12 protein-coding genes are annotated in these 15,771 nt (G+C 39.6%); 4 read left to right on the top strand and 8 right to left on the bottom strand.

All coding sequences use genetic code 11. From position 1 onward, the window contains the following. The first annotated feature begins 40 nt into the window (after positions 1-40). Together MHI18_RS16920 and MHI18_RS16915 are read left to right on the top strand one after the other, a co-directional pair. Positions 41-334 carry a phasin family protein gene (locus MHI18_RS16920; RefSeq protein ID WP_340848978.1) on the top strand — a complete coding sequence of 98 codons (294 nt, stop codon included), beginning with the start codon at positions 41-43 and terminating at the stop codon, positions 332-334. A 20-nt stretch (positions 335-354) separates the two neighbouring features. Further along, the gene (locus MHI18_RS16915) at positions 355-2,028 is read left to right on the top strand and encodes an ABC1 kinase family protein (RefSeq protein WP_340848977.1); all 1,674 of its coding nucleotides are present in this window, start codon (positions 355-357) and stop codon (positions 2,026-2,028) included. Positions 2,029-2,149: 121 nt separating this feature from the next. Here the strand turns inward: MHI18_RS16915 and MHI18_RS16910 are convergent, their stop codons facing one another. Next, positions 2,150-3,274 carry an NADH-dependent flavin oxidoreductase gene (locus MHI18_RS16910; RefSeq protein WP_340848976.1) on the bottom strand — a complete coding sequence of 375 codons (1,125 nt, stop codon included), beginning with the start codon at positions 3,272-3,274 and terminating at the stop codon, positions 2,150-2,152. A 238-nt stretch (positions 3,275-3,512) separates the two neighbouring features. Here MHI18_RS16910 and MHI18_RS16905 point away from each other — a divergent pair. Beyond that, positions 3,513-4,843 (top strand): IS3 family transposase gene (locus MHI18_RS16905; RefSeq protein WP_340845500.1). Its coding sequence is split into 2 segments (ribosomal slippage): positions 3,513-3,897 and positions 3,897-4,843, totalling 1,332 coding nucleotides; the frame shifts between segments, so codons are not numbered across the junction. Between the two features lie 76 nt (positions 4,844-4,919). Here the strand turns inward: MHI18_RS16905 and MHI18_RS16900 are convergent. The 6 genes from MHI18_RS16900 to xylF form a co-directional block, all read right to left on the bottom strand. Next, positions 4,920-5,912 (bottom strand): aldose 1-epimerase, encoded by a 993-nt coding sequence (locus MHI18_RS16900; RefSeq protein WP_340848975.1) that lies wholly within the window; start codon positions 5,910-5,912, stop codon positions 4,920-4,922. 21 nt (positions 5,913-5,933) lie between these two features. After that, entirely contained in the window at positions 5,934-7,433 is a 1,500-nt protein-coding gene (gene xylB, locus MHI18_RS16895) for a xylulokinase (protein WP_340848974.1), read from the bottom strand. Between the two features lie 81 nt (positions 7,434-7,514). Further along, entirely contained in the window at positions 7,515-8,831 is a 1,317-nt protein-coding gene (xylA, locus tag MHI18_RS16890; RefSeq protein WP_340848973.1) for a xylose isomerase, read from the bottom strand. A 17-nt stretch (positions 8,832-8,848) separates the two neighbouring features. Then, the gene (locus MHI18_RS16885) at positions 8,849-10,030 is read right to left on the bottom strand and encodes a sugar ABC transporter permease (protein WP_340848972.1); all 1,182 of its coding nucleotides are present in this window, start codon (positions 10,028-10,030) and stop codon (positions 8,849-8,851) included. Continuing rightward, entirely contained in the window at positions 10,017-11,543 is a 1,527-nt protein-coding gene (locus tag MHI18_RS16880) for a xylose ABC transporter ATP-binding protein (RefSeq protein ID WP_340848970.1), read from the bottom strand. The genes MHI18_RS16885 and MHI18_RS16880 overlap by 14 nt, the downstream gene beginning before the upstream one ends. Positions 11,544-11,575: 32 nt before the next feature. Continuing rightward, positions 11,576-12,610: a D-xylose ABC transporter substrate-binding protein gene (gene xylF / locus MHI18_RS16875; RefSeq protein ID WP_340848968.1), complete on the bottom strand. Its 1,035-nt coding sequence runs from the start codon at positions 12,608-12,610 to the stop codon at positions 11,576-11,578. A gap of 222 nt (positions 12,611-12,832) precedes the next feature. On the opposite strand from xylF, the gene MHI18_RS16870 reads away from it, so the two are divergent. Continuing rightward, a complete protein-coding gene (locus MHI18_RS16870; RefSeq protein WP_340848967.1) occupies positions 12,833-13,984 on the top strand; it encodes an ROK family transcriptional regulator in 1,152 nt (383 codons plus the stop codon). 129 nt (positions 13,985-14,113) lie between these two features. Here the strand turns inward: MHI18_RS16870 and MHI18_RS16865 are convergent, their stop codons facing one another. Further along, the gene (locus MHI18_RS16865; protein ID WP_340848966.1) at positions 14,114-15,511 is read right to left on the bottom strand and encodes a coiled-coil domain-containing protein; all 1,398 of its coding nucleotides are present in this window, start codon (positions 15,509-15,511) and stop codon (positions 14,114-14,116) included. Positions 15,512-15,771: the final 260 nt, after the last annotated feature.

Here is a 15,771-nt window from a genome sequence, read left to right as displayed (position 1 = left end):
TGTTGTATGATTTAAGAAAGAAACTAGAGGAGGAATTTCAATGAAAAATCTGCTCAATCAAATTTTTTCTTTAGGTGTAGGAGCTGCCGTTACGACTAAAGAGCAATTGGAAAAGGTCTTCGAGGACCTTGTTGCTAAAGGGGAACTCAGCCGGACTGAATCAAAGGAATTGCTTGAGCAGTTAACCGAAAAAGGCACCCAAGCAAAACGTGATCTTGACCATCAAGTTACAGCACTTGTTTCCAAGGCACTCAAGGATTTGAACCTTGCCTCTCAGAAAGAAGTTGATACGTTAAAACGGAGAATTGAGCTGTTAGAGCAAAGACTCCACTAATCGTGTAAGGAGGGGTTCATATGATAGGAAAGCGGATGAAACATGCACAGCGCTATCAGGAAATTATCAGTGCTTTTTTAAGGAACGGATTTGGCTATCTAGTAAAAGATTTGGGCTTACTGGAACGGCTTCCTTTTCAGAAAAAAGTCCTTTCCGATAAGAACTCAAGAAATCGTACGACTGGTGAAAGGCTGCGGCTGATGCTTCAGGAATTAGGTCCAACCTTTGTAAAGTTAGGACAGATGGCAAGTACTCGACGTGATATATTACCTGAAGACATTATTTTTGAACTGGAAAAATTGCAAGACCAAGTTTCTCCCTTCAGTTTTCAGCAAGTTCGTCAGATTATTGAGGAAGAATTGGGCGATGATCTTGAAAATTTATTTAGTGAATTTGATGAAACACCGCTGGCTACCGCTTCAATCGGACAGGTTCATAGGGCAAGACTGCATACGAATGAACGTGTCGCCGTTAAAGTGCAACGTCCGCATATTCGACCTCTTGTTAAAACCGATCTCGAAATACTTGATGATCTGGCTCGTATTATGGAGTCACGTATTGACCGTGCCAAGCGTTTTCAACTGAGAGAAATTATTGAAGAGTTCTCAAAATCACTAACGCTGGAGCTTGATTATCAAACAGAAGGACGCAATAGTGAAAAAATATCTCGACCTTCAATGAATGATGAGACAATCAAGGTTCCTCGTGTATATTGGAGCCATACAACAGCTAAAGTCCTAACAATGGAGTACATAAGCGGTGTAAAAGTTAACAATCTGACTAGACTTGAAGAAGAAGGTTATGACAGAAAAGTAATTGCTGAACGAATTGCCCATTCGATGCTCCATCAAATTCTTATCGAAGGGTTTTTTCATGGTGATCCTCATCCAGGAAATATCATTATTCTTCCTGGGGATCGAATTGTCTGGATGGACTTCGGTATGGTTGGACGACTTTCTGCAAACATGCAGAATCAATTCGCCTTACTTGCCTTGTCTATGAAGAGCGGCAGTACAAATGGAATTATTAAAGCTATATCGGAAATGGGCGTTATTCCATTTGATACAGACATGTCAGCATTACATGTCGATATAGATGAATTAAGGGACAGGTATTATGATGTTCCCCTAAGTCAAATCAGTCTTGGCGGTGCAGTATCCGATTTGCTGACTGTAGCCTACAAACATCAAATCATGATTCCTGCAGAACTAACCATGTTAGCTAAAGCTTTACTAACCGTGGAAGCCCTAGTTGAAATGCTGGATCATGAATTCAGTATAATGAATGCAGCCGAACCTTTTGGCAAGCAGTTATTAAAAGAACGGTATAATCCAAAGAAAATTGCCGCAAACGCTTGGGAGCACCTTACCGAGTATACGGAAATACTTGCCGACCTTCCGAAAAAACTGCGTGAGGTTGCATCCACTATTCAAAAAGGAAAAATGCGTCTCGAGATTACTATTCCTGAGTTAAATATATTTTTAAAAAAGATGGATCGTATTTCAAATCGACTATCTTTTGCCATCGTCGTACTCGCTTTCAGTATTATTATGGTTGGCTTAATTATCGGTTCTTCCATTTCTGGTCAAGCCTCGCTTCTATGGAAGCTTCCTGTTATTGAAATTGGGTCATGTATTGCCTTACTCATGTTCCTCTGGCTGATCTTCGCCATTTTTAAATCTGGAAGATTTTAGTTGTTATTCTTATTCTACAGAAATGGGTTTCCGATACCACGGGAACCCATTTTTTTATAGAAAATGAAAAATTCTACTTTCTACATAAAAAAACAGCGGAAATAAATCCGCTGCATCTATTTTATTCTACGACAGGCATCCAGCCTGGTACGTTAATTAATCGATCCCATAATGGATCAGGTATCACTAGTTCTTGCTGAGCTTGTTTGGACAATGTTGTCCGAATATCAGCTTCTTCTCCAGCTTCAACTTTTTGAACCCATCTTGGTTCCATTAGTAGTTCTCGGCCTAATGCGATAAATGGAACGCCCGTGTTTAGTGCATCGACCACCTCGTCAGGTGTATGCAATGAACCAACACCAATAACAGGCACCCTGCTGCCAACTTTTTCATGTATTTTCACAATACGCGATTCCGATTTATCTTTATCACGGAACGAACCATTCCAGAAATGCATCACGGAAATATGAAGATAATCTAGTTCTTGATTGGCTAGCGTATCAACGAAACTTAGTGTATCTTCAAGTGTAATTCCTGGATTACTGCCTTCTTCCGGAGATAGACGGTACCCGACTATAAATGGATGTTTCGCAAACTTTGCAACGGTATTTTTCACTTCAGCAATGACAGCAAGCGGGAAGGCCATTCTTTTTTCTAAAGATCCACCCCATTGATCAGTTCTTCGATTCGAATGTGGAGAGAAAAACTGCTGAAGTAAATAGGTATTTGCTCCATGAATTTCAACGCCGTCATACCCAGCTTCGATTGCTCTTCTAGTTGCTTCACCAAAGTTTTTAATGGTTGCCTGAATTTCTGATTCAGTCATTTCACGCGGTACTTGAGCACTCTTCTGTTCTACTGCAACCGCACTTGCAGAAACAGATTGTTGATCAGGCAGCAAGTCAGGCGGACTCATTCTTCCAGCATGGAAAATTTGCAGAATTGCCTTCGAGCCTTTTGATTGAATCGTATCAGCCAATTTTTTCAGGCTCGGAATAAAACTGTCATCTGCAGCACTGAATTGACCTGGAAAGCCTTTGCCCCCAGCTTCGATATAAGCTACCGCAGTAATCACTGCACCAACCCCGCCAGAACGTTCACTATAATAAGCAAGTTCTGATTCCGATACTTCATCATTATCCTTTGACGAATAATTGGTCATTGGCGCTAACATAATACGGTTCTTTACTTCTACACCCGATGTAAAGGTGAATGGTTCAAATATCTTTTGATGGTTAGCTTTCATTTAGTTGCTCACTCCTTATATTGTCCCCTGCTAATTCTTAGGAGTCTCTATTTTCATACTTCTTGGTGTAAAAGTCGATAAATGTGCTCACGCAAACTCTCTATATTATCAACTAAAGAAAAGAAAAAAACTGTTTACCTGCGTAAAATGTACCCTACAAGATAGACACTTTGAAAAAAGTCTATCTTGTAGGGTATTTTTATTTATAATGAGAAAAAAGATACGGGAGCGGAACCGAATGACAAAAATCTACTTAACTGAAAAACAACAAGCGCAATTAAAATGTAATCCCTACGTACAGGCAGTTAGTGAAAAGGCCATTACCTATACAGATGAATTTAAGCGCCATTTTATTGCAGAAAATGAGAAAGGAAAGCTACCAAGAATCATTTTTGAAGAAGCGGGATTAGATGTCGAATTAATCGGTTTGGAGCGTGTGAGTTCTTCCGCAAAACGTTGGCGAGCAGCGTATCGAAAAGCTGGTATAGACGGTTTACAGGATACACGTAAAACGAATTCAGGACACCCACTTGAACGGGAACTAAGCCTGGAAGAAAAATACGCACGATTAGAAGCGAAAATGCGATTACTTGAGGCAGAGAACGAACTACTAAAAAAGCTGGATCTACTCGAAAGGCAGATGAGGAAGAAGAAATCACAATGGAAGCGAAAATAAAATTTGAACTGATTTATGGCGCCATCAATAAATACGGATTGAAGCGCATGGTGAGCTACTTCTGTGAACTGATGGGGGTTTCTCGCTCAGGTTATTACAATTATTTTGATGAACGCTCTGCACAAAACCGTGCAGATCAAGATGTGGCAGATGAAGTGGTGAAAGAAATCATTTTAAAGGCGTATTATTTCCGAGGACGCAAAAAGGGAGCACGCCAAATCAAAATGACGCTTCAAAATCAATATAGTGTCACATATAACTTAAAACGAATTCGCCGTATTATGAAGAAATTCGATATTATCTGTCCAATTCGTAAGGCCAATCCCTATCGACGCATGGCAAAAGCAACGAAAGAACATCGGACATGCCAAAATGAACTAAACCGTAACTTCAAGCAAGGTGTGGCAGGAAAAGTGTTATTAACAGATATCACGTATTTGACGTATAGAGGCGGAAAACGTGCTTATTTATCAACGATTAAAGACGCAGAAACGAACGAAATTTTAGCGTATGAGGTGTCCGATTCCTTATCGCTGGATATCGCCCTCCATACAGTAAAGAAATTGAAAAAGCATAAGCATTTAGCGAAAGATGCGTTTATCCATTCGGATCAGGGTTTCCATTATACGAGCCCTATTTATCAAACCTTAGTAAAGAAAATGGGCCTAGGCCAGTCGATGTCACGCCGTGGCAACTGTTGGGATAATGCGCCCCAAGAATCCTTCTTTGGGCATTTTAAAGATGAAGCCAATCTAAAGGAATGTGAGACATTAGAAGCAGTGAAACGAGAAATTAAAAGTTATATGACGTACTACAATCATTATCGAGGCCAGTGGAATTTAAAAAAGCTGCCGCCTGTAAAATACAGACAGCAGCTTCAACAAGTTGCCTAGGCTTTTTCAAAATGCCCTTTACAAAGGGTACACTTTAGCGAAGGTAACAGTTTTTTTCTTTTAAAAATCTCAACCCCTAAAATGTATCGACAATCAGCTGACTGATCAAGTTCACTTCTTCTCCTGGTTTCAATTCACGGAATCCCGTAACTGAATCAGGCAAATCTACATTTGGTGCATCCGTAACCCATGTATATGGCTCTGGGCAGACAAAACCGCTTAAGTCTTTTCCATTTCCATTGAAAAGGACCCAGTGTCCAAAACGTTTATCACATTTATAATGGATCCTGATGCCTTCATTATGATCGGTAATGACTGCTTCATTAACAAGCTCTGATTCCTTTGCATAACCATAAACATCATCGAAGAGTTTATCAGAAAGCAAGATTCCTTGTTGAAACTCTTCTGCATCTGTCAGTTTGCGGATTTCCCCTATAGGAAGCATACGCTCATTAAGCGTCCAATGTTCATCTACTGGCAGCGAAACTGTACAATTCTCAAGAGCCCCGTCTGCTGAGATGGGCAAATTAAACGTAGTATGATAACCTAGTCCCCATGGAAACTTCCTCGTCCCATGGTTACTAATCGTTGCGTTTGTTGAGAGGACACCCCCATCTAATGTATACGTCATCTTTACAGAAAATGAATGGGGAAATTGTTTCGTAATACTAGTAAAGTCATCACTATTGATTTCTGTTACTATACGAACACTTTCAGCATTTCGATCTTGTTTCAATACTTTCCACGGTTTATCATATAAAAAACCATGCAGATGATTATTATATTTTTCTTCATTTTTAGTAAGTTGGTAGGTTTGGCCGTCATATGTAAAAATCCCACTGTCTATCCTGTTTGGCGGAAAAAGGATTGGCATACCATAGAGTACTGGGTTTTTTTCATACTGAGCCTTACTTTCAGGTACCCGTAATAAGTCAGCGTCCTTTGACTTCAATTTTAACGATATTAGATTACTGCCTAATCCAGGTAAAAGGACTGCTTCCAGCTGACTATTTCCAAATACGATTGCTTTTTCACCAAGATACTGACTTTCTTTAATATAACTAGACATTTTGAAACCTCCATTCTATGTTTATTGTCCTTTGAAATTTTGCAGGGCTGCACATATCTCCTTTGTTTTACCATACACATTTTGATAGACAGCGAACAACTCTTGATAACGGATAACCGCCTCAGGATTCGGCTCGTATATAGATGCTGTTCCAATAAATGTTTTTGAACAATCTTCAATCGTACGGAACCAACCTGAACCAACAGCTGCTAAGATCGCTGCTCCCATTGCAGGCCCTTGTTCACTTGTAAGCGTCAACACTTGTGCGTTAAAAATATCAGCCTGCATTTGCAGCCAAACCGGATTCTTTGCACCGCCGCCTATAGAAACAATTGACTCAATCTCTTTTCCTTGGCTTCGGAAAATTTCCAGCGATTCCTGAAGTGAAAAGGTGATTCCCTCCATAACAGCCTTAGCAAAATGTTTCTTTGTATGTGTCTCATCCATCCCGATAAAACTAGCACGTATTGAAGAATCCGCATGAGGTGTCCGCTCTCCATATAAATAAGGAGTAAATAATAGACCGCCTGACCCAATCGGCAATTCTTCTAGTCCTGCTGTTAATTCCTCAAATGTCTCTCCATCTGCAAAGGTTTCTCTAAACCATTTTAAACTCTGTCCGGCAGAAAGTGTCACCCCCATCGTATAATAGGCATCTTCCTTTCCGTGGTTGAAGAAATGAACCTTACCGGCAAAATCACGACTTTTTTCTTCTTCATAAGATAAAATGACTCCGGAAGTACCAATACTACACAGTGTTTTTCCTTTTGAAACGATTCCTGCACCGATTGCACCGCAAGCGTTATCCGCACCGCCAGCCATTATTTTCGTATCTGTAGAAAGTCCTGTTTGTTCAGCAATCTCAGGTATCAAGTTTCCAACACACGCACTCGATTCAACAAGAGGCGGACAAATAGAAAGCGGGATTGAAAATTTGGAGGCTATTTCTTCGCTCCAGTTTTTATTAATTACATCCAATAGTAAGGTGCCGGCAGCATCCGAATAGTCCATGTGTATGGCACCCGTTAGTCGGAAACGCAGATAATCTTTTGGAAGCATAAACACCGCTGCTTTTGCAAATAATTCTGGCTCATGCTGCTGAACCCACAATAACTTCGGCAGGGTGAATCCTTCAAGAACCGCATTCTTCGTAACGGCAAGTACCGTATCTCCAAATTCATGAATAATCTGCTGACATTGAGGAGTCGTGCGTGTATCGTTCCAAAGAATTGCATTCCTAAGCACCTGCATATGATCGTCGAGTAAGACTAGTCCATGCATCTGTCCAGAAAAACTAATCCCTTCAATATCAGAAGCAGAAACACCAGAACGAATCGTTAATTCCTTCAATGACTTAACAGTTTGATTAACCCATTCTTCTGGATTTTGTTCACTGTAACCGGATTTCTCATGAATAAGTGGATACTCTTGTGCAGTTTCATCACATACTTCACCCAGTTGATTCACCAATATCGATTTAACTGAACTTGTTCCCAAGTCAATACCAATTACATATTTCATCTACTCTTCTCCTTTGTTAAAAAAAGGGCAGAATAATGAACAATTCTACCCTTTCCTTCTATATTATATAAGCTGATACTTTTATGCTTCAAAAATGTACTGGTTAATCTTCGAACGAAGCAATTCTATACGACCTGATTGATTCTTGATTTGATCATGTTCAAGCGCATACTTTTCAAGCATTTTGAAGTCCGCTCTTCCTTCAACAATATCTAAACCTATACCTTCCGTATAGCTGCTGTAACGTTTGGCAATCGCATCTTCGAAAACACGATCCGTACGCAGGTTATGAGCTGCTTTTAATCCTCTTGCAAAACTATCCATGCCTGCGATATGAGCGTACACCAAATCCTCAGGATCAATTGAAGATCTGCGTGTCTTCGCATCAAAGTTCAATCCGCCAGAACCGATTCCGCCATTTTCAAGTACTTCATACATGGCCAGTGTTGAGGTATAAATATCAGTTGGGAATTCATCTGTATCCCAACCAAGAAGTGGGTCACCTTGGTTCGCATCAAGTGAACCTAACGCACCATTTAATCGAGCTACTCTGATTTCGTGTTCGAACGTGTGCCCAGCAAGGGTAGCATGGTTAGCTTCAATATTCATTTTGAAATGATCACTTAAGTCATACTTTTTTAAAAACTGAAGGGCAGTTGCCACATCAAAATCATATTGATGCTTGGTAGGTTCCTTTGGTTTCGGTTCAATTAAGAATTGACCGGTATAGCCAATTTCTTTCGCATAATCTACAGCTAGGTGCATAAAACGTGCTAAGTTATCTAGTTCAAGACCCATATCGGTATTCAATAACGAATCATACCCTTCACGACCGCCCCAGAATACGTAGTTTTCTGAACCCAATTCCTTCGCAACTTCAAGTCCTTTTTTAACTTTTGCCGCACTATAAGCGAATACATCAGCATTACTTGATGTTGCAGCACCATGTACATAACGAGGATTGGTAAACATATTGGCCGTATTCCATAATAATTTCACACCACTTGCTTTCATATAATCCTTAAGTACAGCGACCATTTGATCTGTATTCTGGAAACTCTCACGTAAGGTATCACCTTCTGGCGCAATATCCACATCATGAAAGGCATAGTATGGCATATCCAGCTTACCGAATAGTTCAAACGCAGCTTCCGCACGAGCTTTTGATTGGTCCATTCCTTGAAATTTATCCCATGGACGCAGCATCGTACCAGCACCAAATGGATCAGATCCATCTGCATTGAATGTATGCCAATATGCCATAGAAAAACGCAAATGTTCTTTCATTGTTTTCTCACCGATGACTTCCTCGGGGTTATAATATTTAAATGCGAATGGATTTTTTGAAGCTCCTCCCTCGAATTTAACTTGTTGAATGTCATTAAAATATTTTGTCATGTTAGTTCCTCCTCAAATTATTTTTTCTTTTTTGTAGCTACATCCATCCATACAGCTAGGACTAGAATGGACCCTTTCACGATATACTGCCAAAATGGTTCAATATTCATCATGCTCATTCCATTATCGATGCTCGACATAATTAAGGCACCAATGATCGAACCTGGGATTGTACCAATCCCTCCCATTAAGCTTGTTCCGCCAATTACAACTGACGCAATCGCGTCCATTTCAAACATATTCCCTGCACCTGTTGTAGCAGCATTTAAACGGCTGGTCAGTAAAACCCCAGCAACTCCTGAAAGCAGCCCCATTAGTGTGAATACGTACAATACGTTGTGCTTTATATTAATCCCTGAATAGCGGGCTGCTTCCTCATTTCCGCCAATTACATATACGTAACGGCCAAACTTTGTTTTTCCAGCAATAAACATGAAGATCGCTGCTGTCACTAGTACCATCATAAATGGTACGGGTATACCCAAGTAGCGGTTCATGACATAGACAAACAGCATGAAAACCACGGCGAAACCGGTTGTTTTTCCATAATCAATGGTCTCACTCGGTAGTGTAAGCCCCATCTTTTCTTTTCTCTTTCGATTACTGAAAGTCATATAAATCGCGATAATAACAATAACTGCGCTAATGATAAACCCTGTTAAATAGGGGATGTGACCTTGACCAATTACCTTAAAGCTGTTGTTAAGCGGAGCGACTGTCTCCCCTTTACTGACACCAATCAGAATCCCTCGAAAAACCATCATTCCACCAAGTGTAACAATGAAAGCCGGCAGCTTTTTATATGCAACCCACCAGCCTTGGATAGCACCTCCAATGACCCCAATGACCAATGCTGCTCCAATTGTTGGGACTGTTCCCCAGCCAAACCAGACGTGAAGAATAGCTGCTATACCACCTGTCAGCCCCACAAGAGAACCCACTGATAAATCAATATGGCCTGAAACAATCACCAGTGTCATTCCGATGGCGAGAATAGCTGTGACGGACATTTGTGTAAATAAGTTTGAGATGTTTCGTGATGATAGAAACGCTCCATCTGTCCCTATCGTGAAGATAATCGTAATTAATACAGCAGCAATTAGTAACGCATATTGACGCAGGTTAAACGTAAATTGTAGTTTGTCTTTCATGCTAGGCTTGTTTACTAATTTTGAGTTGCCAGCTTCAGGCATTGACATGTTCTTTCCCCCTAGTTGCCCATTTCATAATCGTAGGTTGATCTGCTTCGTCCTTCGTTAATATTTTAGGAGCAGTCCCTTCAGACATGACCAGAATTCTGTCTGACATACCCAATACCTCTGGAAGTTCGGAAGAGATCATGATAATCGCTAACCCTTCTTTTGCTAATTGATTCATAATGTTATAGATTTCAGATTTAGCACCAATATCGATACCTCGCGTCGGTTCATCTAGAATTAGAACTTTAGGAGCTGTCATCATCCATTTACCAAGCACTACTTTCTGCTGATTTCCTCCGCTTAAAGTACCAACAATCGTATGGATAGAATTCGCCTTCGTCCTAAGCATCTTCATATACTTTTCAGCTGCCGATATTCCTTTTGATTCATCAACAATACCATTCTTACAAATTGTATCTATAGAAGCTATAATCGTGTTTTCTTTAATGCTTGCACCTAGTACAAGTCCCGTCTTTTTACGATCCTCTGGAACGTATGCAAGTCCATATTTAACTGCTGCCGCTGTATCGCCGATCGTGACTCTATGTCCATCGATTTTAACTTCACCTTCCGCAGTTCCTTCAAACGCGCCAAATATGCTGGTGAACAGTTCAGTTCTTCCCGATCCCATTAAGCCTGATATCCCAAGTATTTCTCCTTGATGAACAGTAAAGCTTACATTCTGAATAACTTGCTTCCCTTCTGTATCAATTACCGAATAATTCTTTACCTCTAGCATTGGTTTCCCTATTTCACGTTTATCCATTGGGTAAAGCTGAGTAAGCTCTCGACCAACCATATAAGAGATAATCTTATCTTCATTAAGTTCGTGAATTTCCTTCGTTACAATCGTTTTCCCATCACGTAAAATGGTGACAGAATCACAAAGCCGCATCACTTCATTGAGTTTATGTGAAATATAAATACACGTTACGCCTTTATTTCGCAAGTTTTCTAACAGTGTAATTAGGGTCTCAACTTCTGTTTCAGTTAGTGCAGCTGTCGGTTCATCCAGAATAATCATTTTATTCTCTTTTGACAGTGCCTTTGCAATCTCTACAAGCTGCTGCTGCCCTACGCCTAAATTTTTCACTTTTTCATTAGGATTCACAACTAACCCAACCTGTTCCAGCCACTTTGCTGCTTCAATTAGCGTTCGATCCCAATCGATTAGCCCTTTGCTTAAAAATTCATTTCCCAGAAAAATATTTTCTGCAATTGACAGCTCCGGCACCAATGCAAGCTCTTGATAAATAACCGAAATACCTGTTTGTTCAGAATCCTTGATTTTTTGAAAGCTGATTTTCTTTCCGTCAATCATAATATCTCCAGTATAAGTACCTTCTGGATAGATTCCGCTGAGAATCTTCATAAGTGTAGATTTCCCTGCCCCATTTTCACCGCATAACGCATGGATTTCACCGCGTTTCACTGAAAAACTAACGCCATCAAGGGCCTTTACACCAGGAAATTCTTTTACGATTCCTTCCATCTTCAGAATATAATCAACCATTCTCTTAGCCCCCTTTCTTAGTAAAATGATGGTTATTTACTATTTTTATAAATTTTAGCTTCTTCTTGGAATCCATCCTTTATGACTGTCTCTTTGATATTCGTTTGGTCAACTGAGATTGGATCAAGTAAAATAGATGGAACATCAATCTTTCCGTTATTTGTTTTTCCATTAGCTTCTATGTCTTTGCCTCTGGCCAATCTGTCAGCCAACTTCGCTGCTTCAGTTGCAAGTGTTTTAACTGGTTTATACACAGTCATTGCCTGCTTGCCTTCAGCTATCCGCTGCAAGCCGGCTAAATCTGCGTCTTGACCAGAAACAACTACGTCGCCGTCCATTCCTTGTGAAGCAAGAGCCTGAATGGCACCGCCTGCTGTACTATCATTTGAAGCCACGACTGCGTCCACATTATTCTTCGTACTCGTTAACCCATTTTCCATAATCGACATGGCCTCATTAGCCTGCCAATCCTTTGCCCATTGGTCACCAACTACCTTAATATCACCTTTATCAATCAATGGTTGTAAGATATTCATTTGACCTTTACGGAATAATTTCGCATTATTATCAGTCGGTGATCCGCCAATCAAGAAATAATTCCCTTGAGGGACCTTATTCACAAGATACTCTGCCTGCATTTCTCCAACCCTGATATTATCGAACGATATGTAAGCATTTACATTTGAGTTTGTGATGATCCGATCGTACGCGATAACGGGTACTCCCTGTTTATTAGCAGAATCCACCGCAGATGCCATCGCATCAGAACTATGTGGAATAATAACCAGAATATCAACACCTTGTGACAACAAATTCTCAGTTTGTGACATTTGCTTAGCATCCTCACCGTTTGCTGATTGAACAATCACCTTAGCACCTAATTTTTTAGCCTGGGCGACAAATAAATCTCTGTCCTTTTGCCATCTTTCAAGACGTAAATCATCAATGGATAACCCAATAATAATTTCCTCATTTTCTTTTTTCTTCTCCTTGGAAGTATCCTGACCATTTGCAGTAAAAGCAAAAAGCATGACTGCTGCCACTATGACTGTATACAGATATTTCATACATGTTCCCTCCAAATTGTAAACGCTGTCATCAAGCATCAAAAAAATAAACCTTTTACTTAGTTGTTTGGTTAAACTAACTTATGTTCAAATAATAAGCCAAATATTTAAAAAATACAATACTTTTTTAGAAAAAGTCGATAAGTTATAATCAATTAGGGAGAATTCATGTTTTATTGTGTATACTTAATTTAGCCAATATATAAAGTGGGTGAATGTTCAATGATTAGTGCGGACCAAGCACTTGTAAAAAAAATGAATAAAAAGCTCGTTTTACGAGAAATCATTCATACTTCGCCTGTCTCTCGAGCCAAGCTGTCTGAAATTACTGGGCTGAATAAAACCACAGTATCTTCACAAGTAGCAGATTTACTTGATGATAACTTAATATTTGAAATTGGTCAGGGTCTTTCCAGTGGGGGACGTCGTCCAGTTATGCTCGTCTTTAATAAGAATGCAGGTTTTACGATAGGAATAGATCTTGGTGTTGATTATCTCACCATTGTATTAACCGATTTAGAAGGAACCATTGTCTCTGAGTCACATCAAAAAATAGAGTTAATCCTTCCAGAAGATCTTCAGAAATTAATGATTGAACTGCTTGAAAAACAAGTCTCAGTCATCCCTGATTCCCGATACGGCTTAATTGGCATCTGTTTAGGCGTTCCAGGTCTCGTAAATAATGACCAAGAACTAACCTTCACACCTAATTCGAGTTGGAGTGAAATCCCTTTTAAACAAATCCTTGAACAAACGTTTAAAGTCCCAGTATTTGTAGAAAATGAAGCCAATGCAGGAGCTTATGGAGAAAAAGAATATGGAGCTGCTAAACAGTTTAAAAATATTGTTTATGTCAGTATTAATGCAGGAATTGGAACGGGCGTGATCCAAAATAACAAACTGTTAAAAGGTAAGAACGGCTTATTTGGTGAAATGGGACATGCAGTCATTGATTTCAATGGACCACGTTGTACATGCGGCAACCGCGGCTGTTGGGAACTCTATGCCTCTGAAAAAGCCTTACACCGATCATTAATGAGCAACAATCAGACACTAATGTGGCAGGATATTCTACATCGAGCAAAACAAAACGATCCACAAGTTCTACAAGCGCTCGATAACTTCGGGTTTTATCTTGGGATTGGACTTAAAAATATCATCAACACATTTGATCCTGAAGTCATTATTTTGCGAAACCGCATCATTGAAGCCTTCCCACAAGTACTTAATTCGATTAGGCATACCTTAGTTCCAAATCATACACATGCTCCTGATATCAATATACTCCTAGTATCCGCACTTAAGCATAACGCTACTGCTCTAGGTGCTGCAGCCATGATGATTAAACACTTTATTGACGGGGTTACAGCGTAATTCAGTATATATGCAGGGCGGGGTCTCTCACCGGGTTTTTATTTTGCTCAGACAGGATGGCGTCCATCCAAAAGAAAACAAAAAAAAGGCTAGTAGAGCTTCTTCGCTCTACTAGCCTTTTTCAATCAATTATAAGCGTCTAACGTGTCCAGTAAATACACCATTCCAGTATCCGCTTGTCATGCTGGCAATAGCTACACCAGTTGAGCTTTGGGATCCGATGAATTTACCTCCGCCTACATAGATTCCTACGTGGCCGTCTGTTTTGTAGGTATTAAAGAATACCATATCTCCAGGCTGCATTTGGCTCTCAGAGATTCTTGTACCGTAACCTTTTAATGTATCTGTACTGATTGCACCCATAGAACCTACGTTAATTCCGGCTTGTGAATAAGCCCAGCGTACGAATGCAGAACAATCGAAGCGTCCATTATTGATATCGGATTGTGTGCGTCCGCCGCCAAAAACATAAACAGAATTGCCGATATACTTATTACCTGCAGTAACTGCAGCACTTAAATTTCGAACAGGTGCTACAGCTTGTGCTGATGGAGTTTGTACTGTAGAAGATTTTTTAATCACTGTTTTTGCTGTTGATGTATGACTTGTTGATTGACTAGTTGGTTCTGTTTTTGCAGATGCAGTAGATTTGCTTGAAGCTGCTGGTTGTTTTTGCTTTTGAGCAGCAACTTGTTCTGCTTCAGCTTTTTCAGCAGCACGTTGTTTAGCAGCTTCTGCTTCTGCTATACGAACTTTCTCTTTAACCATATCCTGTTGAATAGAGGTAACTTGAGCGGCAAGGTCTGCATCCTTTTCTTTCAAATCGGAAATAATCGCAGCTGCTGCCGTTTCTTTAGCAGCAAGATCTTTACTCAATTCTAGACTCTGATCTTTTTGGTCTTTAATCTGAGCAAGCATTCCTTCTAGCTCAATTTTCATGTTAGTTAAATCAGCTAGTTTTTTTTCAACTGCTGCTTGTTTTTCTTCTACTTCTTTTTTGTCTGACTCATGCTCTTCCAAAATGGTTCGATCCGCATCCACCATTGTTGCAACTGCGCCAACACGGCTGATTAAATCTCCAAAGTTTGAAGAACCTAACAAGACTTCAAGGTAATTGATATCCCCGCCGCTCTTTTGGAAGGCAATTGCGCGTTCTTTAAGAATTTCGTTGCGTTTTTGAATTCTTTCTTTTAACACAGCAATTTCTTTATCAAGTTGTTTAATTTCCTGGTTCGTTTCTTCTATATCACTTTTGGTTTCAGTAATTTTCGCTTGATTGTCTTTTATTGCTTGATCAATTCGTTTAATTTGTGCAGTTAATTGCACTTGCTCATCTTGAAGTTTAGAGATTTTCGCGACTGCAGTGTCAATTTCGGATTGAATGCCAGTGCGTTCTCCCTGAATAGTATGTTGCTGCTTCTCTAATTCACTGATAGATTCTGCATTTACTGAAGGGATTGAAACAAAAGTTCCTAATCCAAGTAGAATAGTAGTATTAAGCGCGATAAGCTTTTTCTTCAATTTCATTTTCCCCTGCTTTCTTCTCTATTTGCTAGAGTATATCTATTTTTTATATGTAAAAATATATTATTAAAGTAGTAAATATTTCACCCACAAAAAGTAGTATATCATTTAAATTTATCAATCTCGTAATAATAACATTACATTTATATTTCATTCGTAACAATAAACTACATATTTCCGCTTTAATCTAGCTAATTCCAATGTGAAATGAAATAAAATGGTCTTACATAAATCTCACCGGTTACTTTTTTACTATATTATAT

This window comes from Peribacillus sp. FSL H8-0477 (assembly GCF_038002765.1).
Lineage (GTDB): Bacteria > Bacillota > Bacilli > Bacillales > DSM-1321 > Peribacillus.
Note: the sequence above shows the minus strand (reverse complement) of the source record. Positions and strands in the feature narration are given on the sequence as shown.

Excerpts from the sequence above, each read along its gene's own strand:
- MHI18_RS16865 (WP_340848966.1), bottom strand. The coding sequence starts at position 15,511 with ATGAAATTGAAGAAAAAGCTTATCGCGCTTAATACTACTATTCTACTT.
- MHI18_RS16885 (WP_340848972.1), bottom strand. The coding sequence starts at position 10,030 with ATGTCAATGCCTGAAGCTGGCAACTCAAAATTAGTAAACAAGCCTAGC.
- MHI18_RS16920 (WP_340848978.1), top strand. The coding sequence starts at position 41 with ATGAAAAATCTGCTCAATCAAATTTTTTCTTTAGGTGTAGGAGCTGCC.
- MHI18_RS16915 (WP_340848977.1), top strand. The coding sequence starts at position 355 with ATGATAGGAAAGCGGATGAAACATGCACAGCGCTATCAGGAAATTATC.
- xylA (WP_340848973.1), bottom strand. The coding sequence starts at position 8,831 with ATGACAAAATATTTTAATGACATTCAACAAGTTAAATTCGAGGGAGGA.
- xylF (WP_340848968.1), bottom strand. The coding sequence starts at position 12,610 with ATGAAATATCTGTATACAGTCATAGTGGCAGCAGTCATGCTTTTTGCT.
- MHI18_RS16880 (WP_340848970.1), bottom strand. The coding sequence starts at position 11,543 with ATGGTTGATTATATTCTGAAGATGGAAGGAATCGTAAAAGAATTTCCT.
- MHI18_RS16900 (WP_340848975.1), bottom strand. The coding sequence starts at position 5,912 with ATGTCTAGTTATATTAAAGAAAGTCAGTATCTTGGTGAAAAAGCAATC.
- MHI18_RS16910 (WP_340848976.1), bottom strand. The coding sequence starts at position 3,274 with ATGAAAGCTAACCATCAAAAGATATTTGAACCATTCACCTTTACATCG.
- xylB (WP_340848974.1), bottom strand. The coding sequence starts at position 7,433 with ATGAAATATGTAATTGGTATTGACTTGGGAACAAGTTCAGTTAAATCG.
- MHI18_RS16870 (WP_340848967.1), top strand. The coding sequence starts at position 12,833 with ATGATTAGTGCGGACCAAGCACTTGTAAAAAAAATGAATAAAAAGCTC.